Below are 22,020 nucleotides of genomic sequence, written 5' to 3'. Positions count from 1 at the left end.
GTCACCGGGTTGCCGCCGGGGGTGCCGGTGGCCGGGTAGTAGACGTAGGTGGTGCACCGGCGGCTGCCACGGGTCCAGTCATACCGGCGCACGCCGACCGCGAACGGCGTGGTCGGCGCCGTGTCCAACGGCCCGACGGCGGCTAGTGCCTGCCCCGCGCCGAGCAGGGACAGACCCACGCCCGTCGCTCCGGCCGCACTCATCCTGAGGAATGTCCGTCGTTGCATGGTCATGGATGTCTCCTTGGGTGGAGGGATGGGTGTAGCCATTGGCGTTCGGCTGGGCCCGTTGCCGGGGCGGTCCAGTCGGCGGTAGGTCGCCTGGACACGCGGGGAGGGAAAACGGGTGTGGCTGCTCCTGCCACCCGCGAGGGGCGGCAGGAGCGTTGTGCGGTTTGTCAGGGGAGCCACTGGATGATGTCGCCGGTGCCCTCGTGGTGGACCGTGGTGTAAGGGTTCGCGGTCTTGGCCCACGCCCGCCGGCTATGAGGTGGTCAAGTCGTGTTCGCCGCGTCTGGGAACGACGTCGATGACCGCCGTGACCGGTCCTGTGTCGGTCATCCCCTTGACTGTCACCTCACCCGGCCTGTCGGTCGCGCCAGGTGGCAACGGCTGCCAGCGGACGGCGACACGGGTGATCCTGTTGTTGGCGGTGGTGAGCATGTGGATGGAGGAAGGCAGCTTCGGGGCGGCGCCCACCACGGTGGCGGTGTAGCTGGTGTCCTGGAGGATGTGCTTGGCGCGGCTGGCGTTGAAGACGTCGATGGATGCGTGCGGCTCCCATGTGTTCGCCATCCCGGGCACGGCCCGGAACATGGGCTGGTAGCCGGCCGGCTCCCACACCAGCACCCCTGAACCTCGGTTGTCGACCACGTCGTTGGCGGCCTGGAATACCCTCCGGACAGCGTCCGCCTGGCCCTGAATCGTTCGCGGGAAGGGTGAGTTGGGCAACGGCGAGCCGTCGCCGCCCGAGGCGGGATAGGCGGTTTCCGCGATGTCGATTTCGTAGTCGGGATAGGTGGTGGCCATGGTGTTCAGGTTGAGATCCAGCGCCTCGGGCGTGCCATGCCACTCCGGGTAGTACGAGATGGCCAGCACATCGGGGTTCTGGCCCTTTGCCTTCACCCGGGCGAGGAACTGGTGCCAGAACTCCATGGTTTTGGCGAGCTTGTCCTTGTCGACGATCACGTGTATCTCGACCTTGGATGTCGGTGACGCGTCGCGGACGGCCTTGATCCCGGCCGCGGCCAGGGTGGTGAACCGGTCCCACGACTGGTCGTAGAGCTGCTGCTCCACCGGGTCGGTTGACCGCCAGTACTTCCACAGCAGGCCACCGCCGGGCTTCGACTGGTAGATACCGGCCTGGTCGACGAAATACGGCGGATTCGTCGTGCCGATGTGGGCCGCCTCGCTGCCGTACATGAACCCATTGATGATCTCGTTGCCGACGGCGACCTTCTCCGGCGTGGTGCCCTGCTGGATCAACCGGTCCAGATAGTCGGCGGTGAAGTCGTACACGGCCTTGGACAGGTCCGCGAACTCCAGCTCGGCCCAGGCGCGTGGTTTCGGTTGCTTGCTCGGGTCCGCCCACGAGTCCGCGTAGTGGAAGTCGATACCCAGGCCCATGCTCCGCTGCTTGATCCACTTCGCTGAGGCCAGTGAGCGCTCCGGGCCCTGGCGCGGTAGCGGCGTCGGTTGACCGGTGCTCTCGCTGCGCGGCTCGTTGAATATCCGCAGCCGGGTGTGCTGCATGCCACGATCCTTGGCCACGTCGAGCAGGTGTGGCCCGGCGCCGCGGTCTTGGGCCAGGGGGTCGACCCAGTACTGCTGGTCCTGGACGTCGTCCATCCAGGACAGATCGGCGCCGAGGGTGAGGTCGTTGCGCAGGTAGTTGAAGACCTGGAGCTCGCTGACACCAGCCCGGGCACGGCCCGGCCCACCAGTGAACATCAGCCGGACGAAGCGCGTTGCCGACCGGGTGAACAGGTGTACTTCCCCACGTGACACGGCTCGGTTGTGGGACCTGTCGATGATGGTCTTCCACCGGCGACCGTCGGATGAAGCCTCGACGACGTACCGGTAGGCCACGCCACGGTCCGGGAATATCACCTTGACCTTACGCAGGTTGTCGTAGGTGCCACCGAGGTCGACGGTGAGCCACTGCCGGGCGGCGGCACGACCGGGTCGCCAGGATGTCGTCGGGTCGCCGTCGATGGCCAGCCCGGCGTTCGACGAGCCGTCGCCGGCCGTCGCCGAGGCCCAGGGCTTGGCAGCGATATTGCTTTCGATCGGCTTGATGTCCGCGGTTCCGAAGGTCGCATGGGCCGGTGCGGGCACCATGAGTAACGTCGCGGACACCATGGTGACCAACGTCGTCGTGCCCGCGATGACGCGGGGCAGACGCTTGCTGCTCATGTGCTTCTCCTGACGATGTGACGTACTTGCGGCAAGCGCCGTTTCGCCGGTGTCGTGGTCTCAAGGACGCGACCCTGCACGCTCTGCCGGTCGAAGAGACCGGCAGAGCGTGGGATGTCAGCCAGTCGCGGCACCGACATCGAGGTAGTCGACGTTGGGCAGTCCGGCTGCCGTGGTCGGATCCAACCGGATGGTGTTGCTGCCGGCGTTCAGCGGGGCGGTCACGGTCTTGGTCGACCACGTCGTCCACGCACCGGTGGACTCGAACGAAACCGTCCCCACCGTGGATCCGTTGACGATCAGGTTCGCCGGCCGCGCACCGCTGCTGGAGCCGTTGGCGAACCGGACCGCCACCGTCGCCGTACCAGCGGCCGCCGGGGTCACCGTGAACTGCGCGAAGGCCCCCGCGGCGGCAGTGCCGTTGCAGAACCCGCTACCGGAAAAGCCCGCTTGGTTCGAGTCGATCGTGCCCTGACACACCGCCGGCGCGGTCTCTGCCTCGTAACGCTGTCCCGATGGCGCGTCGGCAGAGGTCTTGACCAGTGAGAGTTGGTCGACGGTGACGCCGCCCGAACCCGACGCCCGCACGGTGACGGTGGCGGCCCCGCTGGGCAGCGCGATGCCGGTGAGCTCGCGCTTGGCCCAGCCGCTCGACGACGGGATGCTGAGGGTGCGTTGGCTGCCGTTGGCGCCGGTGATCACGATCTGTCCGGCGCTACCCCGAGCGTGCAGGGACAGGGTGTAGGTGCCTGCGGGCACCGACGCGATTCGCTGCTCGACGCCGCCGCTGTTGCTCACCTGGAGGGCGAAGCGAGACCCGTTCGCACCACCGTTGACGTTGGTCACCGAACCGCCGAGGTTCCGCCATCCGCGCACACTGGAGACGATGATGCGGTCGGCCTGGATGTCGGGGTTGAGGATGTAGTTGTTCGCCGGCCCGACGCGCCACTCGCCGGTCGTGACGTTGAACTGCCACTGGCTCACCGAGTGGAACTGCGGCCTCGCGCCGGTCTTGGTGATCGGCACCCACTGGTTGTACCCGATGCCGTTCCAGGCGAAGTCGGCCCAGCGGTCGCCGGCGTAGATCACCGTGTTCTGCTTGGTGCCCTTGACCGTCACGAAGAACCCGGTCTGGGTCACGTGGCTGTAGTCCATCTCGGTGCCGGCAAGGACGTACTCGCTGCTGTACGAGCCCTGAACGTTGCTGCTGGTCGACTCATTGACGTAGTTGACCGAGGTGTTCCAGCCGTGCAGGTCCGACGCCGCGTGGTAGTACTTGCCGTCGAGCTTGAACATGGCGTTGCCCTCGCGACCGTCGCCGCGGCGGATCTCCACGCCTGGCTCGATCCGCAGCGAGTCGGACTCCCGGAACTTGGCCACGAAGCCGCGCGACCGTCCTTCGCGGTTGGAGAAGATCAGGTAGTCCTTGCCGTTGTCGTCGGTGAAGACGGTCTGGTCTCCGGTGCCGGTCGTGGGCGAGTTGGTGATCTGGGTCTGGAAGTAGCCGTAGTCGAAGGTGTCGGTCGGCGAGTCGCCCTGCAGCAGCAGGACACCGTGCCCGCCCCTGCCCGTGTGCCACATCTGCGTGGCGAGCACGTATTTGCCGGTGTTCTCGTTGTACGAGACACCGAGCCGCCCGACCCAGCCGGCACCACCCATGTTGGCGCCGCTGCCGACGCCGGTGGAGCGCGTCGCGACGCGGTTCTCGAACTTCCAGTTCACCAGGTCCTTGGACGAGTACACGGGGATCGACACGAAGCTGACGTTGCCGTCGTACTTCCTCGTCGGATTGGCCCGGTAGAGCTCGGCGCCGGTGTAGTGCACGCCGTACCAGTAGTAGGTGTCGCCGAACTTGAAGACCCCACCGCCCTGCGAATAGATGGGGTTGCCGCTGGTGTCGTTCCAGAAGGTGTTGTTCGTGATGGTCTGGAACCTGCCCTCGTCGGCGGCCTTCAGATCGCCGGCGGCGGTCATCAGGGCCGTCTTCGCGTCGGCGACCTCCGACGTGGTGGCCGACGTGTCGCCGGCGACATCGGCCGCGGCGGTCAACGCCTTGGCGAAGGGCTTCCAGGAGTCAGCCGTGTACTTCGTCGGAGTGCGTGTCTGGTAGTCGGACACCAGGTGCTTGAGGCCGCGATCCGCCACCGGTCCAGCAGCGGCACCCTGGTCCTGGAGCGCCGTTGCCGATGTCTTCGTTGCGGGTGTCTCCGCCGCAGCGGTGCTCTCCGAGAGCGGTGCCGCTAACGCCACGGACAACAACGCGGCGGCGGCCACCTTCCAGTACTTCGAAACGACACGCGATCTTTGCCTCACGATGTCACCTTCCATCGTTCTCAAAGGCGCCGAGATCCGGCGCATTTCCGCTGAATGGCAGTCCCACGCCGGTGCCCTTGTCGATCAGGGCGCTGTTCGCCGCGAGACGGAGGTGGGGCAGCACGGGCAGGCTTCCGTCGGTCTGGCGGGGCGCGTCCCAGCCGAACGTCGACACACTCCGGAACTGGGAGTCCGACAGGGGGACGCCGAGGTTCCAGGAGTTGTACGCCGCGTTCGTTCCGGTCATGTACGACGTCGGCGTTCCGGTGTAGGCGATGTTGTTGCGCAGGTTGCCCCGGCCGACGGCGGCGCCGCTCGAGTCGACGCCACGCATGTTGAAGTTGGGGTTGTTTCCGTAGCCGGTGTTGTTGAAGAAGTCGTTGGCCACCGGGTGGTGGTTGGCGTAGAAGCCGGCCGCCTTGTTGAGAAACGCCACCGAGGAGCGGACGGTGTGCTTGGGCGCGTTGGCTTCGTAGTCGCCGCCATAGCCGCCCGACTTGAAGCCGGCTCCGTTGCCGGAGGGCGTCGTAGTCCCCGGCACGTACCCGTTGCGCCAGGCCCACGAGTTCTCGATGATCACGGGCGAGTAGGTGGAGATGAGGTCGAACCCGTCATCGGCGTTCCACCACGCGCGACAGCCCCGGAACACGTTCGCGGCGCGGCCGGCCGGCGTGTAGTGCGAACCGAACCCGTCGGCGTTCTCGCCGGGACCGTCGTTGCTGCGCAGGTCGTAGTTGTCATGCGAGTCCGAGTTGAGGACGAGGTTGCCGCCCCCGCCGTTGATGAACAGGCCGGTGCCCATGTGGTGGTGGGTGTTGATCTGCTCGAAGACGCCGTTGCTGCCGGAGATCCAGATGCCCCAGGACTCGGCGTTCCGGTTGTTGTTCTGCGGAACGCCCTTGACTTCCAGTCCTTTGAGGTGGATCCAGCTGCCGGTGACGTTGAAGCCCTTGATACGGCAGTTGTCCGTCATCCGTGAGAAGTCGAAGACCGGCTTCTCGCCCGGGTGGGCCCAGTACCGGATCGGGTTGCCCGAGCTTCCGCTCTTGTTCAGGGTGATCGCGTCGACTCTGGCGGACTGGCTGGAGCAGGCGCTGTTCGCTCGGGTGTAGGCGTAGGTGCCGCCCCGGAGATAGACCGTGTCACCCGCCTTGGCGACGGCCTGTGCGCGGGCGATCGATGCCCACGGAGCGGTCTGCGTACCCGCTGCCCCGTCATTCCCGTTCGGGGCGACGTAGTAGGTGTTTCCGGCCGCCGCACCGCTCGCGGACGCCGAGCCGGGGGCCATGGCGATGGAGCTCGCCGTGACCACCGAGAGGAGGAGGACAGGGGTGACGAACTTCGCGTTTCTCACGGCCTCAGCTCCCGGAGTAGGTGATGTTCGGCCGCGGTGGCCGGGTCATGCCGGCGCCGAGGAAGTAGTCGACGTGGTGGGACTGCATGTATCCCTTGAACGTCATGGCGTTGCGGTAGGCGGGGTTGTGCGCGAGCGTGTACAGCCGTGTGCTCGTCGGGCGATCGGTGGTGAAGATGATCAGCTGGTTGTGGCTCGCGTTGGTGTACACGGCTTCCTCACGCCAGTCGCCGAGGATGTCGCCGTAGAAGGTGGGCTGGACGTCCTGGCTCGCGTCGACCGCTCCGTAGTTCGAGGTGGTGAGCAGCCGTGTCAGGCTGTTGCTGGGCTTGGGGTTGTTCGGGTCCCACTTCTCGAACTTGCCGTCGTTGAGCAGCTCCATCGTGAGGTCGCCGTCCCACCACAGGCCCAGCTGCGGCCAGGGACGCAGCGAGGTGTTCGGTTCGGTGAGGCGGTTGGCAGGTGCGTTGTAGAGGCCTGAGAAGGACCAGACCTCCATGCCGGGGAACCGCGGGTCGATGTCGCCGGCCATGCCGCGTCCCACGTCGGCGGTGCCCGACCCGCCGTGTCGCCAGATGATGGAGCCGTTGGCGGCGTCGTAGTAGTACTCGCGCAGACCGCTGGGGTTGTCCTGTTGGACGCCGTAGCCCTGCAGGCCTGGGCGGTTGGGGTCCATCTTGGCGATGTGGAAGCGGTCGCCGTGGACGACGCCCGCGGGGCCCAGGGAGTACCGCAGGGTGCCGTTGCCGTTGAGCACGAACCCGATCTCGGCGACCTCGTCGGTCCCGTCGCCGTCGACGTCGATGGCGCGGGTGTTGTGCCCGTCGGGTGTGTTCTGGTTGCCGCGCAGCCACTTCCACTGCTGGGTCAGGGACTGGCCGGTGAACTGCCAGGCGCCCATCATGAGGTTGAACGCCCCGTTGCCCCTCCGGTTCTTCATGAAGGCGACCAGACTGGGCCGGGAACCGTCAAGGTAGCCCACACCGAACCGGGCGTACATCGGGCCGTCCGCCAGGTAGTCCGTCGGCACGGGAGCGGTCGCGCGGGGCGCCCCGGTCATGCCGTCGAGGATCGCGATGAACTGGCGGTTGTTGTCGCTGTTGGTGAATGTGGTGCCGTTGCCGAAGCGGACACCGTTGGCGATCCGCACGGCGACCTCGGCGCGGCCGTCGCTGTCGAAGTCGTAGACGGTCACGCCGTCGTTGTGGCCGACGTCGATGGTGGACGATCCGCCTTCGATGTTGTTCTGGTTGGTGCTGTTCGGGCCCATGTTGACCGACCAGAGGAGCTGCCCGTCGCGCCGGTAGGCCTCGAGTGTCTGCGGCGATGTCTGGCGATCCAGGACGAAGTCGTACTCACCGTCGCCGTCGAGGTCGCCGACCCAGACGAACTTCACCGGGCCACCGGCGCGCAGCGGTACGCGAAGGGCCGGCTCGACGGCGTGGTTGGCGGTCAGGGTGAAGGCGCCGCTCGGTGGCTGCTCCGCGCCGTTGATCACGGGCCGTACCCGGTAGCTGTTCGACCGGGTCAAGTCGGCCGTCGAGTCGGTGAAGTTGGTGCCTCCGGTCAGGACCGCGGAGTTGAGCTTGACCTCCTGGCCTGAGGCGGTGGACCGGTACACGTTGAACCCGATGCCGTCCGGATCGAGTCCCAGCAGCCGCCAGGAGACGAGAACACTGGTGTTGCTCGACCGCACGGCCACGACGCCGCGGCCGAGGTTCTCCATCGGTCGGGCGGCCGCCGCCGCGACGCCGTCCGTCGGCGTCGCGGCACCCGCGTCGACTCCGAGTGTCGTAGCCGCGGCGGACATGAGTACGGCTGTGGCCCCGGCTAACGAGACCTTGATGGACTGTTTCATGGGATCCTCCCGTGCAGGGGCAGGGCTCGGGCCTGCATGAAGAATTCAACGCAGGTGCGGAAACTGCTTCTCGAAAGGCGCCGACCAGGCGCGTGCTGCTTCAGAACTTCATGGCTCCGGCGGCCAGGTTGGCGATGAAGTGGCGCGAGCCGATCAGGAAGACCCCGATCAGCGGGATCACCGACATGAGTGCTCCGGCGATGACCATCGACTGGTCGGTGGTGTAGACGCCGTTCAGCTGCTGCACGGCCACCTGCAGTGTCAGCTTGCCCGGGTCGGTCATCACGATCAGTGGCCACAGGTAGTCGTTCCAGATGTGGAAGAAGGTGAAGATCCCCAGGAACGCCAGCCCCGGGCGAAGCACCGGCAGCCCCACCGTCCACCACTGGCGGAAGAACCCGGCTCCGTCGACCCTCGACGCCTGGATCAGCTCGTCGGCGATCGCCCCCTGCGCGTACTGCCGCATCCAGAAGATCCCGAACGCGTTGGCCGCACCGGGAATGATCAGTGCCTTGAGCGAGCCGACCCAGCCGAGCCAGGCCAGGGTGACGAACTGCGGCACCAGCGCCAGCTGCATCGGGATCATGAAGGTGGCCAGCACGATCCAGAACAGCACCCTCCGCCCGGGGAAGTCGTACTTGGCGAAGGCGAAGGCGGCCAGCGAGTCGAAGAGCAGCACCAGGAACGTCACGGCAGTGGCGGCCACGACGGTGATGCCCATCGACCCCCAGAAGTCGATCCCGTCGAACACCTTGTTCATGTTCTCCCACAGGTGGGAGCCGGGGACCAGCTCGGGCGGGTAGGCAAAGATGTCCCCGGTGGTGTTCGAGGCCATCACGAACATCCAGTAGAACGGGAAGATCGTGATCAGCACGCCCAGCAGGAGCACGGCGTGGCCCACGATCGTCCGCGACCTGGCGGCCGTCTCAGCGCGCACGGGACTTCCCCTTCCGCTTGCCGGTGCCGATCGCGTCCTCGTCGCGGCCGCCGATCAGCCGCCAGTTGATGACGGAGAACACCGCGATCAGGAGGAACAGCGCCCAGCCGACGGCCGCGCCGTAGCCGAACCGGTTGAAGATGAACGCCTGCTGGTACAGGTAGAGCACGATGGTGGTGGCCTCGCCGCCGGGACCGCCGACGTTCCCGTTGTCGTCCACCGGGAACAGCACCTGCGGCTCGGTGAACAGTTGCAGCCCGCCGATGGTGGAGGTGACGGCGACGAACAGGATCACCGGGCGGAGCATCGGGATGGTGATCCGGAAGAAGGTCTGGCGGTTGTTGGCGCCGTCGACCTTGGCCGCCTCGAACACGTCGCTGGAGATGGCCTGGAGGCCGGCCAGGCAGATGATGGCGTTGTAGCCGACCCACCGCCAGACGGTGATCGCCGCCACGGAGACCTTCATCGCCCACGGGTCGGACAGCCAGCCGACCTCGCCGGCGTGGATCGCCCGCAGCGCGCTGTTGAGCAGCCCGGAGCTGTCGCTGAAGACCGAGCCGAGCACCAGGGTCATCGCCACGATCGAGGTGATGTTCGGGACGAAGTAGGCCACCCGGTAGAACGCCTTGAACCGCACCGCGGTGTGCAGCGCGTAGGCGATGCCCAGCGCCAGAAAGATCATCGGGACGGTGGACAGGAGCCAGATGACCAGGGTGTTGCCGATCGACTGCCAGAAGTCGGAGTCGGTCACCAGGTACGCGTAGTTCTCCCAGCCGATCGCCTGCATCTCTCCGATGCCGTCCCACGACATGAACGACAGGTAGACGGAGAAGCCGACCGGGAAGACGCCGAAGACGGCGAAGAGGATGAAGAACGGGGAGACCGCCGCGTACATCGGCCAGTAGCGGCGCCAGCCGGGCAGCGGCCTGGACCCGTCCGGCGGCGGCTTGGCGGCGCTCCCGCGCGGCTTGACGGCCTTCCCGCGCGGCGCATCGGCGAGGCCCATTCAGATCGCCCCCTCGCGGGTCAGCTCGCGCTCGATGGTGTCCTGGGCGTCCCTCCATGCCGTGTCGACGTTCTTGCCGGACTCCACGTTGGCGAGCTCTGCGGCGAAGACGGGGTCCATCACCCGGTCGTACGGGCTCTTGTAGACGGTCTTGACCTGCCGTGCCGACGGGCCGAACACCTCGATGGTGCGCTGCCCGCCGTAGAAGGGCCGGGGCTCACGCATCTGAGGCCTCGTGAAGGAGCGCGGGGAGGACGGGAACAGCGACATCTCCGTGAACGCCTTGACCTGGTTCTCCGGAGACTGCAGCCAGGTGATGAACTTGTAGGCCGCCTCGGGATTCTTGGAGTACTTGGTGATCGCCAGGAAGGAGCCGCCGACGTTGCCGGCGCCTCCGGGCGGGTCGGTCACCCGCCACTTGCCCTCGGTCTTCGGCGCGGCCGACTCAGGGAAGGCGAAGCCCCACCACACCGCGCCGATGCCGACCGGCTGGCGGCCGCTGGTGACCACGCCGTACAAGTCGGTGGAGCCCTCCGGGGCGCCGGCCGACAGGCCGTCCCTGCCGATCCGGTAGGCCAGTTCGAAAGCCTCGCGCAGCTCGTCCCGGTCGCCGATGTACCGGCCGTCCTCGGTCATGAACTTGCCGGCCAACTGGCCGAGCCGGATGCTCCAGACGTGGTGGATGTTGGGACAGATCACCGCGCGCTCCCGGGACTTCCGCAGCTCCTTGCCCAGGGCGATGAAGCCGTCCCAGTCCGGGGCGCGGGCGGCCAGCTCCTTCGGGTCGGTGGTGATCCCGGCTTCCTGAAGCAGGTCGGCGCGGTAGAACAGCCCGGTGGGGCCGGTGTCCATGGGGAACGCGATCATCCGGCCCTCGGGCGTGACGCACTCGTTCCATTTCCAGTCCAGGTACCGGCTCTTCAGCTCGGCCGCGCCGAAGTCGTTCAGGTCGACGAACGCGTCCTGGTTGGGGAAGTAGGTGGCCACGTCGGAGTTGATGCCGATGATGTCCGGCACCAGGGACTTGCCGGCGAGCGCGGTACGCACCTTGGTGTTGAAGTGGCCGCCGATGTTGGTGCGGCTGAGTCTGAAGCCCTCGGACCCGGGAATGCCCTTCGTCTCGGCCCGGGCGACCAGCTCGTCGCTCACTGACCGGTCCCAGGTCCACAGCGTGATCTCATCCGAGTCGCCGAGCGAGCGCTTCGACCCGCAACCGGCCAGCCCGAACCCTCCGGCGGCCGCTCCGGCGCCCAGCGCCAGAAGCCGTCTTCGTGACACTGCCATGGGCGCGTGCACCACCTTCCGAGCGTGCGGCCCACCCCTTGATCGCTCCGGTGGTGACCGAACAGACATCGCGAACGGCTGCTCTGGTTGAACAGGGGTCGGCGTTCCTGAGGATGCTCAGCGTTGCCGCCGACGCGCTGCACACATCGCTGCCCACGAGCGGCGGTGCGGGCATCATGGCCCACAGAACGAAGTGGCTGCGCAGGTCCGTGTCCGTCAGGCCGGGGCGGCTGACCTCCGGCATGCCCCGGCCGTAGCGGGCGTCCTGCGCATGCCCGGGCCGCGTTGGCCATCGGGAAGATGCCGGACTCCAGTCCCTTGCTGTGCAGCTGGCCGCCGAGGGCTCCAACTCGCACGCTGGTCCGGGAACCACCGCAACTGTCGAGCCGACCGGCCGTGACTCACGCATGAAGTGCCTCCTGTCACCACTGATGCGGAGGTACAAAGGCCCGAGGCGGCGAGGAGCGATGCATACGATCTGCTCTGTGCGCTGCACATGACTGTGAACGCTCCCACATCGCTTCGAATGACAGAAGAGTCGCGATCGGACTCTCATCTGTCAATCGCTGCGACCCAAATCCCTCTGAACTCAGGGTCAGACCCTCAGGCCGTCAGCCGTGGCTGTGACCGATACCAGCACTCATGCCGGCGATCGTATGGGCACTGATGTCCAGGTGCGGACCGTCCGCGGACCGGGCCGCCACCGAACGGACGTGTTCCTGGGCCGGGTGGGCCAGACCGTCGTACACCGCGACGCACACTTCCCTCGCCCGGGACCGGGGCCAGCCGGCCGGCAGCAGATCGATGGGCAGCAGCGGGTCCAGCACCGGGAAGTGGCGGTAGGTGTTCATCACCTCGGTGCGGGCGCGCACCGCCGCGGCGCCGGTGACGCCACCAGCGCCGATACGGGGCAGCAGGCCGCTCCACCGCCGGATGAAGATCTCGTACTGCCCGGCGATGCCGGGCAGGTCCCACGCCTGGACCGGGTTGCGGTTGGCCTCCGTCTCCAGATCCACCTGGCGCGCGCGGAACACACTCACCGCCCCCAGCGCCAAATCGGCCAGCTCGGCACGCCCCTTGGGGGTGAGCGGGTGCGGCGACGCCCACACCGCGTCGTACAGCGGCGCGAACCCCCGCCACCGCAGCGCCGTGCGCAGCGCCCGCCGACGCGCGCTCTCCTGCTCCGGCACGGAGAAGGCGACCAGGGTCCACCATCCGTCCCATGAGTCGGGCTGCGTGGTGAACGTGGCGATCGAGGCACCACCGCTCCACAGATCGACAGCGGCCTCCCGCGTCAGCCGGTAGGAGCTATACCGCCCCTGCCGACTGCCCTCCAGCACCCCACGACGCGCCAGCCTGCTGATCGTCGTACGAGCGGCGCCCGCGGCCACGTCGAACTCCCCCAGCAACGTCACGATCGCCGCCGCCGGCAACCAGGCCCGAGCCGGAAACGTGTAGTCAGCGACCAGAGTGACCGCCAAACCCGCTGGTGAACCGCCGTCCTGCCAGCGCGGCAACCGCATCGGCCTGGTGCCGTCGCCGGAGAAGATCTCCTCGAGGTGAGACAGGTTGGCCAAGGGTCTGCTCCGACGCGTCGAATGGGCGGTCCCACTGTAACGGCCCGGCCTGAAGCACGGACGTGACCTGGGCGTCGGCCGCCGCCACCCTGACCGCCGATGTCTCCGACGGCCACCTCGCACCAAGGCACGCACACCCCGAGCATCACCTGGCTGACATTTCGACGCCCGGTCGGGCGCCGAGTGAAGCATACTGCCGAGTAACAGAGGGATCTCGCCTGCCGCCCTCGTTGCGAGTTCCACGGGCGGTCCGCCGTCACTTCCTGCTGAGTGAAGCCGGGGCCAGGGGCGCCACCCATACGGTGACGTGGAAGCTTCACAGGCCTGGCAATCGGCCGTGGCCGCGCGACGAGCCTGTTCCGGAGCCCCCGACACGCTGTGTACGTTCACACTGGATCGCGCGCAACACTTGCAACGATCCCCAGCATGCGCTTACATCATCGGCACGTGTTTGACCGCGTACATTCACAGGCTGGATGCGGGGCCACGCTTCGAAAGAGGCCGGCGGCTCAGGCCGCTCGATTCGAGTGCAGCCTCATGTCCCCCAGGACCAAAGGGAGACCTGTGGCACGGCACAGTGGTCGCGGCACCGAGTCCGCCGAACTGCTCCGCGCCTGCGCCAGCGCTTCCCACTCATGATCACCGGGGGCGTACGGCTATGCCAGACCACCGCCACCGCGCCCGGGCGGGTGGATCTACCTGGTTTTGACCCCCTCAAAACCAGAAGAGAGGAAATGCCCATGGTTTCACAAGTGGGGAAGATCAGAGCCATTTTCCTTGCCGTTGTGTTGGCGGTCGTCGCATCTTTCGCCGGCCTGACGAACCAGGCATCGGCCGACACCACGACACAGCTGAACGCCACGCAGATCGTAGCCGAAATGGGCGCCGGCTGGAACCTGGGGAACCAGATGGAGGCCAACTCCAACGGATATCCCAGCGAAACGGCATGGGGCCAGCCGATTATCACGCAGGCCCTCATCGACAAGGTGAAATCCGCAGGCTTCAAAACAATACGAATCCCGGTCTCGTATCTGCGGCACATAGGCCCCGGCCCGGACTACACGATCAACGCCGCCTGGCTGAACAGGATCCAGGAAGTCGTCAACTACGCCTACAACCGTGGCCTGTACGTGCTGATCAACATGCACGGCGACGGCTACAAGACCATCTACGGCTCCTGGCTGATCTGTGACTCGTCCAACCAGACGGCGATCAGGGCCAAGTACCAGAAGGTCTGGCAACAGATCGCGACCAGGTTCCAGAACTACGACCAGCGCCTGATCCTGGAGTCCATGAACGAGAACTTCGACGGGCAATTCGGCCGCCCCACCCAGCCGTGCTACTCGAACATCAACAGCTACAACCAGATCTTCGTCGACACCGTCCGGAGGACCGGCGGGAACAACGGTTCAAGGTGGCTGCTCGTTCCCGGCTGGAACACGAACATCGAGTACACCGCAGGGAACTACGGCTTCGTGCTGCCGACCGACCAATATCGCTCCCCCTCCATCCCCAGTAATGAACAGCGCATCATGATCTCCGTTCACCACTACGACCCGTGGGACTTCGCCGGAGAGGAAAGCGGCACCATCACGCAATGGGGACGAGCAGCGACCAATCCGTCAAAGACGTCGACCTGGGGACAGGAGGACTACCTGGACGCGCAGTTGAAGAAGATGTACGACAAATTCGTCGTACGGGGATACCCGGTAGTCGTCGGTGAGTACGGTGCGATCGACAAGTCATCGTTCGATTCATCGAACCCCAGGTATCGCGCGGACTACATGCGCGCCGTCGCCTCCACCGCCAAGAAGTACGGAGCGGCCCCGGTCTACTGGGACAACGGCGAAACCGGACGGTACGGGTTCGGGCTGTTCAACCGACATTCCCATGCGGTGACCCAGCAGGGCATTATTGATGCCATCATGAGCGGCGTTGGTGGCGGTGGTGGCAGCCCGGGCCTACCGTCTGCCACCTACAAGATCAGAAACGTGTCGACGGGCAAGTACCTGGACTCGGACGCGAACGGCGCGATCACCCTCGCCGCCGCCGGCTCGTACGACGACCAGGACTGGGTCGTCACGCAGCACTCCTCCGGCGCTTGGACGATCAGGAACGCCAGAACCGGGCGGTTCTACGCCGACTCCGAAACGAACAGCGCCGTCATCTGGAACTCCGGCGAAGTAACCCCAGATTCGCTATGGAGGCTCGAATCAGCCTCCGGAGGCTTCCGGCTCAACAACGAACAACCCGACAGGCACTTCATGTACGGAACCTCGGCCGGCGAAGTGAAATGGAACACCGGATCGACCGACAGCAGCACAATCTGGTCCTTCGAACGCAAGTAGCCGAAATTCAAGAACATCAGTCTCGATCGTTCATGAGTCCCCGTCGGTTTGCTGACGGGGACTCTGTGTTTGTGTGGTGCGGTCGACGTCGGCATGCTGCGGGCCGAGCCGGCTGTGTTCGCCCCCCACGAACAGCTCACACACACGCCCGTGGGCGGGAAACGGGGCCGGCCAGCGCCGGTCGGGGCACACCTGCTGGTGCGCCTGGACGCCCGGGCCACCGGCAAACGCCGCCGCGCACGACCGGGGCGCAGCGCCCCGAAGGTGGTCCGGTTCCGATGGCGGCAATGGACCGGCGACTGGATCACGTCTGCTGACGGACACCGCGTCCGACCCACCGAACGCCCGTCCCAATTCCGACGCCCCCCATTGACGCGCCCCCGGCCCCCGCATACCTTCCTCCGTCGAAGCGCTTCGACGTCTCGCATCGAAACGATTCGATGAACCCTGCGTGACGCCCCCACGACGAGCGTGACGAGCACGACTCACCGGGACAGTGAGCCATCCCACTCCCCTGGAGGCACTGAATGATGACGGCACGAAGACGTGTGGTGGCGACCGCTGCGGCGGTTCTGAGCGGGGCTCTGCTCCTGGCCTCCTGCGGCGACTCGGACAGTGGTGGATCAGACGGCAAGACGCTGAAGCTGTGGCACTACGAAGGTCCGGACAGCGCGATGGGCGTGGCCTGGAACGCGGCCATCAAGGAGTTCGAGAAGACCCATCCGGGGGTCAAGGTGGAGTTCGAGGAGAAGGGCTTCGAACAGATCCAGAAGACCGCCCCGATGGTCCTCAACTCGGACGACGCACCCGACCTCATGGAGTACAACAAGGGCAACGCGACGGCGGGACTCCTCTCCAAGCAGGGGCTCCTGACCGATCTGTCCGCCGAGGCCACCAAGCGCGGCTGGGACAAGAAGCTCAGCTCCGGGGTGCGGACGACCAGCCAGTACGACACCAACGGCGTGATGGGTTCCGGAAAGTGGTACGGAATCCCCAACTACGCCGAGTACACGATGGTGTTCTACAACAAGGATCTCTTCAAGAAGTACGGGATCCAGGAACCCACCACGTTCGACGAACTCACCGCCGCCATGGACAAGTTCGTCGACGAGGGCATCACCCCGCTCGCCAACGCGGGCGCCGAGTACATGGCCGGGCAGTACCTCTACCAGCTCGCGCTGTCGAAGGCCGACCGCGCGTGGGTCGACTCGTACCAGCTCTACAAGGGCAAGACCGACTTCCACGACGCCGCCTGGACGCACGGCGCCGAGACCTTCGCGGACTGGGTGAAGAAGGGCTACATCAGCAAGAAGTCCAGCGGTACGAAGGCGGAGGACGCCGGGGTCTCCTTCATCCAGGGCAAGAGCCCGATCCTGTTCTCCGGCAGCTGGTGGTACGGCCGGTTCGCCGCGGAGAACAAGTTCGACTGGGGCACCTTCCTCTGGCCGGACTCGGACATGACCCTCGGTTCCGGCGGCAACCTCTGGGTCGTCCCCAAGGGCGCCAAGAACAAGGAGCTGGCGTACGACTTCATCGACATCACCATGTCGAAGAAGATCCAGAACCTGCTCGGCAACAAGGGCGGCGTCCCGGTGGCGGCCGACCCCGCCGCCATCACCGACCCGCAGGCCAAGGCGCTCATCGCCAACTTCAACACGCTCTCCGAGAGGGACGGCCTGGCCTTTTACCCCGACTGGCCCGTTCCCGGTTTCTACGACGTCCTCGTCTCCGAGACGCAGAAGCTGATCACGGGGAGCGCGAAACCGGAGGCCTACCTGGACGCGGTGCAGGAGGCGTACGACAAGGGCGCGCCGAAGACGTGACAGTCACCGTCGAACGGGGAGCACGGGGCGGCCGGGTCACCGAGAAGCATCAGCACGCGAAGGGCCCGCGCCGCCCCCGGGACTCGTACACCCTGTTCCTGCTCCCGGGGATCCTCGCCTTCTTCGCGATCATCATCGTGCCGTTCCTCATGAACACGGGCGTGAGTTTCACCGAGTGGCAGGGCGTCGGCACCCCGAAGTGGGCCGGGCTCGCCAACTACCGGGAGCTGATGGGCGACTCGGAGTTCTGGGCGTCCTTCCGGCACAGCCTCTTCATGGTCGTGGCGATGGCGGCGGTGCCGACGGTGATGGGGCTGGTTCTCGCGGCCGCCCTGTTCGACTTCGTCGGCAAGCACTTCGGGACGAAGACGGTCGCCGTGCTCCGCGCCTGCTTCTATCTCCCGCAGGTCCTGCCGATCGCGGTCGCGGGCATCGTATGGAGCTGGATCCTCGCGCCGGAGAACGGCTCCCTGAACGAACTCCTGAAGGCCATCGGGCTCGGCAGCCTCCAGCAGGACTGGCTCGGCGACCCCGACATCGCGCTCTACAGCGTGATGGGCGTGATGGTGTGGGTGCAGATCGGCTTTCCGCTGGTCGTCTTCATGGCGGGGCTGCAACGCGTCGACCCGCAGCTGTACGAGGCCGCCGAGCTGGACGGCGCCGGGTGGTGGCGACGGTTCTGGCACGTCACCCTCCCCCAGATCCGGCCCGAGATCTACGTCGTCCTCCTCTGGTGCACGATCGCCGCGCTCAAGGTCTTCGGCGCGGTGTACGTCCTCACGAAGGGCGGGCCCGGCGGTGCGACCAACGTCCCGTCCTACTTCTCCTTCACCACCTTCTTCGAGAAGACCCAGGTCGGCTACGGCGCTGCGATCTCGACCGTGCTGACCGTGGTCATCCTCGTGCTGGCGCTCATCGGCCTCAAGCTCCAGACCCGCGCCGAGGACGCCGAGGAAGGGCTCCGCACATGACAGCCGTACAAGCCGTACGCACCAGGTCACACCGGCCCGTCCGCTCCGTCGTCGGCCGCTATCCCGTCCTCGTCGCCCTGTTCATCGGCGCCCTGTTCATGGTCCTGCCCTTCCTGATCGTCGCGCTCAACGCGGTGAAGTCGCCCGCCGAGTACTCGGCGAACGGCCCGCTCAGCCTCCCCGAGGGCGTCTACCTGGACGGTCTGAAGGACTTCTGGGCGCGAGTCGACTTCGGCCAGAAGCTCGTCAACTCCATACTGATCAGTGGCAGCGTGGCCCTCCTGGCCGTCGTCCTGTCCGTGCTGAACGCGTACGCGATCGGCGTCGGCCGCATCAAGGGCCGCACCTGGGTGCTCGCCTTCTTCGTCCTGGCGAACATGCTGCCGCAGGAGGCGCTGGTCTACCCGGTCTACTACCTGAGCAAGGAAGTCGGCCTGTACGACACCCGGTTGAGCGTGATCATCGTGTTCACCGTGGTCCAGGCCGCGTTCGGTACGTATCTCCTCTCCGCCGTGCTCGGCCAGTTCCCGCGCGAGATCATCGAGGCCGCGCGGATCGACGGGGCGAACAAGTGGCAGGTGCTGTGGCGGATCGTGGTTCCCGTCAGCCGCCCGACCATCGGCGTACTGCTGGTCTTCTTCTTCATCTGGACCTGGAACGAGTTCCTGCTGCCCCTGGTCATGCTGATCTCCAACGACAACCAGACCGTGTCGGTGGCGCTCGGCGTGCTCCAGGGCCAGCGTCTGATGGACGCCACGATGACGAACGCCGCCGCGCTGCTGGGCGTGCTGCCCGCCATCGTCTTCTTCCTCGTCTTCCAGCGGACTCTCACCCGTGGCATCGCCGTGGGTGCCGTCAAGTAAGGGGTGCGGGAGTGAAGTTCACCGATGGCTACTGGCTGCTGCGCGAGGGTGTGACCGCGGCCCATCCGGTCGAGGTGCTGGATGTGACCGCCGGGTCAGGCGCCCTGGAGATCCACGCGCCGACCCAGCCCATCCGCCACCGCGGCGACCTGCTGAAGGGACCGGTCGTGACGATCAGCGCGCACGCGCCCATGCCGGACGTCATCGGCGTCACGTTCACACACTTCGAGGGCGAGGAGCCGCACGGGCCCCAGTTCGAGCTCAGCAAGGAGGAGTTCACGGCCCACACCGGGTACGACGAGGAGTCCGCGACCCTCACCGCGGGCGCCCTGTCCATAAAAGTGAGCCGCACAGGGCCCTGGCACGTCGACTTCCTCGCGGACGGCCGCACCCTCACCTCCAGCGGCCCCAAGGGCATGGGCATCATGCGGGACGCCGGCACCGGCGGCCACTATCTGCGCGAGCAGTTGAACCTCGGCGTGGGCACGCAGGTCTTCGGGCTCGGCGAGCGCTTCGGGCCGCTGGTCAAGAACGGCCAGGTCGTCGACATGTGGAACGCCGACGGGGGCACGGCCACGGAGCAGGCGTACAAGAACGTGCCGTTCTATCTGACGGACGCGGGCTACGGCGTCTTCGTCGACCATCCGGGCCGGGTGTCGTTCGAGGTCGGCTCGGAGGCGGTGTCCCGGGTTCAGTTCAGCGCCGAGACACAGCAGTTGACGTACTACGTCATCTACGGCCCGACCCCGAAGGACATCCTCCGCAAGTACACGGCACTCACCGGCCGCCCGGCGCTGCCGCCCGCCTGGTCGTTCGGGCTGTGGCTGTCGACGTCCTTCACCACCTCGTACGACGAGACCACCGTCACCTCTTTCATCGACGGCATGAAGGAGCGCGAACTCCCGCTCTCGGTCTTCCACTTCGACTGCTTCTGGATGCGCGAGTTCAACTGGTGCGACTTCGCATGGGATCCGCGGGTCTTCCCCGACCCGGAGGGGATGCTGGCCCGCCTCAAGGAGCGCGGCCTGCACATCTCCGTGTGGATCAACCCGTACATCGCGCAGCGCTCGCCGCTCTTCGCGGAGGGCAAGGCCCTCGGGCATCTGCTGAAGAGGCCGGACGGCGCTGTCTGGCAGTGGGACCTGTGGCAGCCGGGGATGGCACTGGTCGACTTCACGAGCGAGCCCGCCCGGCAATGGTACGCGTCGAAGCTGGAGGCGCTGCTCGCGCAGGGCGTCGACTGCTTCAAGACGGACTTCGGGGAGCGGGTCCCGGTCGACGTCGCGTACGCGGACGGCGGCGACCCCGAGCGGATGCACAACTACTACTCGTACCTGTACAACCGCACGGTCTTCGACGTGCTCAGCAAGCACCGGGGTGAGTCCGAAGCCGTCGTCTTCGCCCGCTCGGCGACCGCGGGCAGCCAGAAGTTCCCCGTGCACTGGGGCGGCGACTGCGAGGCGACGTACGAGTCGATGGCCGAGTCGCTGCGCGGCGGGCTCTCCCTCGGCCTGTCCGGGTTCGGCTTCTGGAGCCATGACATCGGCGGCTTCGAGGGCACGCCGACGCCCGCCCTCTTCAAACGGTGGATCGCCTTCGGCCTGCTGTCCTCGCACAGCCGGCTGCACGGCAGCTCCTCCTACCGCGTCCCCTGGCTCTTCGACGAGGAGGCCGTGGACGTGCTGCGCCTCTTCACACGCCTGAAGCTGCGTCTCATGCCCTACCTGTACGAAGCCGCCCGCGCCGCGCACACCGAGGGCGTGCCGATGATGCGCGCGATGGTCCTGGAGTTCCCGGACGACCCCGGGTGCGCGCATCTGGAACGGCAGTACATGCTCGGCCCCGACCTGCTGGTCGCGCCCGTGTTCTCCGACGAGGGAGACATCTCGTACTACGTTCCCGAGGGCACCTGGACTCACTTCCTCACCGGCGAGCAGGTGACCGGCCCGCGCTGGGTGCGCGAGCGGCACGGCTTCCTGAGCGTTCCGCTGCTGGTCAGGCCGGGTGCGGTGATCCCGGTGGGGGCCGTGGACGACCGGCCCGACTACGCGTACGCCGACGGCGTCACCCTGCACGCGTACGAGCTCGGGCGCGGCGCCCAGGTGACGGTGCCCGTGGGAGACGTGACCTTCACCGTCGTCCGCGAAGGGGACACTCTGCGGGCTTCCTGCAACGACCCCTCGGCTCCCTGGGGGCTGGCCTCGGGCGGGCGTGAGGTGCGGGCGAAGGCCGGCACCGGATTCCTGACGGTGGAGCTCGGCTGATGGTCAAGATCACCGATGTCGCGCGGCACGCCGGGGTCTCCCCCAGCACGGTCTCGTACGCCCTGAGCGGCAAACGCCCGATCTCCGAGGAGACCCGGCGGCGCATCGAGGCGTCCATCCTCCAGCTCGGCTACAGTCCGCACGCCGGGGCCCGGGCGCTGGCGAGCAGCAGGTCGAACGTGCTGGCGCTGGTGATTCCCTTACGGGCCGGCATCCATGTGCCGGTGGTGATGCAGTTCGCGGTGTCGGTGGTGACCTCCGCCCGTCAGCACGACCACGACGTGCTGCTTCTGACGCAGGAGGAGGGTGAGGCGGGGCTGCGGCGCGTCGCGGACACGGCACTGGTCGACGCGCTGATCGTGATGGACCTCCAACTCCACGATGCTCGGCTGCCGTTGCTGCGCGCCCTGGACCGGCCCTCGGTGCTGATCGGGTTCCCCCAGGAGCCGGAGGGGCTGACCTGCATCGACCTGGACTTCAGGGCGGCGGGTGAGCTGTGCGTCGAGCATCTGGCCGGGCTCGGACACCGGGTGATCGGACTCGTGGGGTCGCCGCCCGAGGTGTACGTACGGGAGACGGGGTTCGCCCAGCGGGTGGTCCAGGGCTTCACCGCCGCGGCCGACCGGAACGGGCTGTCCTCCTCGGTCCACCCCTGCGAGTCGACGCCCGCGGCGGCCCGTCAGGTCGCCGAGCAACTCCTGCGGGAGCGGCCCGCGCTGACTGGTGTCGTCGTGCACAACGAGCCGATCCTGGAGCCGCTGATCGACGCGTTCGAGGGGCTCGGTCTACGGGTTCCGAGGGATCTGTCGGTCACGGCGATCTGCCCGGACGAACTGGCCGAGCGCGCCCGCGTCCCCGTCACGTCGATCGCCATACCGGCCGCCGAGGTGGGCGCCGGGGCGGTGGACCTGCTGATGAAGAAACTCGGCGGCGGTGCCGCACCGGAGGTGACCCTGCTGTCACCGCGGCTGACCGTGCGGGCCAGCACCATGCCCCGCCCCTGACCCA

Annotated in this window: 14 protein-coding genes and 1 pseudogene; 6 read left to right on the top strand and 9 right to left on the bottom strand. The window is 66.9% G+C overall.

Annotated features, from left to right (window positions below; genetic code table 11):
- From AOQ53_RS41060 to AOQ53_RS15450, 9 genes and pseudogenes are all read right to left on the bottom strand, one after another.
- Window positions 1–233, bottom strand: a pseudogene (locus AOQ53_RS41060) (RICIN domain-containing protein); the annotation flags it as partial.
- Window positions 234–482: 249 nt separating this feature from the next.
- On the bottom strand, window positions 483–2,414 hold the full coding sequence (locus AOQ53_RS15490; protein ID WP_059417753.1) for a glycosyl hydrolase 53 family protein: 1,932 nt from the start codon (window positions 2,412–2,414) through the stop codon (window positions 483–485).
- Between the two features lie 117 nt (window positions 2,415–2,531).
- Window positions 2,532–4,559 (bottom strand): family 43 glycosylhydrolase, encoded by a 2,028-nt coding sequence (locus AOQ53_RS48075; RefSeq protein WP_059417751.1) that lies wholly within the window; start codon window positions 4,557–4,559, stop codon window positions 2,532–2,534.
- A 172-nt stretch (window positions 4,560–4,731) separates the two neighbouring features.
- Window positions 4,732–6,081, bottom strand: a complete 1,350-nt coding sequence (locus AOQ53_RS15480; RefSeq protein ID WP_099054605.1) for a right-handed parallel beta-helix repeat-containing protein — start codon at window positions 6,079–6,081, stop codon at window positions 4,732–4,734.
- 4 nt (window positions 6,082–6,085) lie between these two features.
- Window positions 6,086–7,891 (bottom strand): rhamnogalacturonan lyase family protein, encoded by a 1,806-nt coding sequence (locus AOQ53_RS15475; RefSeq protein WP_167745716.1) that lies wholly within the window; start codon window positions 7,889–7,891, stop codon window positions 6,086–6,088.
- Between the two features lie 148 nt (window positions 7,892–8,039).
- On the bottom strand, window positions 8,040–8,876 hold the full coding sequence (locus tag AOQ53_RS15470; protein ID WP_059417748.1) for a carbohydrate ABC transporter permease: 837 nt from the start codon (window positions 8,874–8,876) through the stop codon (window positions 8,040–8,042).
- Window positions 8,866–9,882 carry a carbohydrate ABC transporter permease gene (locus tag AOQ53_RS15465; protein WP_059417746.1) on the bottom strand — a complete coding sequence of 339 codons (1,017 nt, stop codon included), beginning with the start codon at window positions 9,880–9,882 and terminating at the stop codon, window positions 8,866–8,868. Before AOQ53_RS15465 ends, AOQ53_RS15470 begins: the two co-directional genes overlap by 11 nt.
- On the bottom strand, window positions 9,883–11,166 hold the full coding sequence (locus AOQ53_RS15460) for an ABC transporter substrate-binding protein (protein ID WP_059417744.1): 1,284 nt from the start codon (window positions 11,164–11,166) through the stop codon (window positions 9,883–9,885). It abuts the gene before it with no gap.
- Window positions 11,167–11,777: 611 nt separating this feature from the next.
- Window positions 11,778–12,743: a PaaX family transcriptional regulator gene (locus tag AOQ53_RS15450; protein ID WP_059417741.1), complete on the bottom strand. Its 966-nt coding sequence runs from the start codon at window positions 12,741–12,743 to the stop codon at window positions 11,778–11,780.
- Window positions 12,744–13,483: 740 nt separating this feature from the next.
- Here AOQ53_RS15450 and AOQ53_RS15445 point away from each other — a divergent pair.
- The 6 genes from AOQ53_RS15445 to AOQ53_RS15420 all read left to right on the top strand — a co-directional run bounded on the left by AOQ53_RS15445 (window position 13,484) and on the right by AOQ53_RS15420 (window position 22,016).
- Complete coding sequence (locus AOQ53_RS15445; protein WP_078945323.1) at window positions 13,484–15,091, top strand: cellulase family glycosylhydrolase; 1,608 nt, start codon at window positions 13,484–13,486, stop codon at window positions 15,089–15,091.
- 527 nt (window positions 15,092–15,618) lie between these two features.
- Window positions 15,619–16,914, top strand: a complete 1,296-nt coding sequence (locus tag AOQ53_RS15440) for an ABC transporter substrate-binding protein (RefSeq protein WP_059417740.1) — start codon at window positions 15,619–15,621, stop codon at window positions 16,912–16,914.
- Entirely contained in the window at window positions 16,911–17,885 is a 975-nt protein-coding gene (locus tag AOQ53_RS15435) for a carbohydrate ABC transporter permease (RefSeq protein ID WP_059417739.1), read from the top strand. The genes AOQ53_RS15440 and AOQ53_RS15435 overlap by 4 nt, the downstream gene beginning before the upstream one ends.
- Window positions 17,882–18,748, top strand: a complete 867-nt coding sequence (locus AOQ53_RS15430; RefSeq protein WP_059417738.1) for a carbohydrate ABC transporter permease — start codon at window positions 17,882–17,884, stop codon at window positions 18,746–18,748. Before AOQ53_RS15435 ends, AOQ53_RS15430 begins: the two co-directional genes overlap by 4 nt.
- Window positions 18,749–18,759: 11 nt before the next feature.
- Complete coding sequence (gene yicI / locus AOQ53_RS15425) at window positions 18,760–21,012, top strand: alpha-xylosidase (RefSeq protein ID WP_059417736.1); 2,253 nt, start codon at window positions 18,760–18,762, stop codon at window positions 21,010–21,012.
- Entirely contained in the window at window positions 21,012–22,016 is a 1,005-nt protein-coding gene (locus AOQ53_RS15420; protein WP_059417735.1) for a LacI family DNA-binding transcriptional regulator, read from the top strand. The genes yicI and AOQ53_RS15420 overlap by 1 nt, the downstream gene beginning before the upstream one ends.
- The last annotated feature ends 4 nt before the right edge of the window (window positions 22,017–22,020 follow it).

This window comes from Streptomyces azureus, from assembly GCF_001270025.1.
Lineage (GTDB): Bacteria > Actinomycetota > Actinomycetes > Streptomycetales > Streptomycetaceae > Streptomyces > Streptomyces azureus.
The sequence above is the reverse complement of the archived record's forward strand: the minus strand, read 5'-3'. Positions and strand labels throughout refer to the sequence as shown.

What these genes read in the sequence shown, in the direction of transcription:
- AOQ53_RS15420 (WP_059417735.1), top strand. Translation starts at nt 21,012, where the DNA reads ATGGTCAAGATCACCGATGTCGCGCGGCACGCCGGGGTCTCCCCCAGC.
- AOQ53_RS15490 (WP_059417753.1), bottom strand. Translation starts at nt 2,414, where the DNA reads ATGAGCAGCAAGCGTCTGCCCCGCGTCATCGCGGGCACGACGACGTTG.
- AOQ53_RS15430 (WP_059417738.1), top strand. Translation starts at nt 17,882, where the DNA reads ATGACAGCCGTACAAGCCGTACGCACCAGGTCACACCGGCCCGTCCGC.
- AOQ53_RS15460 (WP_059417744.1), bottom strand. Translation starts at nt 11,166, where the DNA reads ATGGCAGTGTCACGAAGACGGCTTCTGGCGCTGGGCGCCGGAGCGGCC.
- AOQ53_RS15440 (WP_059417740.1), top strand. Translation starts at nt 15,619, where the DNA reads ATGATGACGGCACGAAGACGTGTGGTGGCGACCGCTGCGGCGGTTCTG.
- AOQ53_RS15445 (WP_078945323.1), top strand. Translation starts at nt 13,484, where the DNA reads ATGGTTTCACAAGTGGGGAAGATCAGAGCCATTTTCCTTGCCGTTGTG.
- AOQ53_RS15465 (WP_059417746.1), bottom strand. Translation starts at nt 9,882, where the DNA reads ATGGGCCTCGCCGATGCGCCGCGCGGGAAGGCCGTCAAGCCGCGCGGG.
- AOQ53_RS15475 (WP_167745716.1), bottom strand. Translation starts at nt 7,891, where the DNA reads ATGTCCGCCGCGGCTACGACACTCGGAGTCGACGCGGGTGCCGCGACG.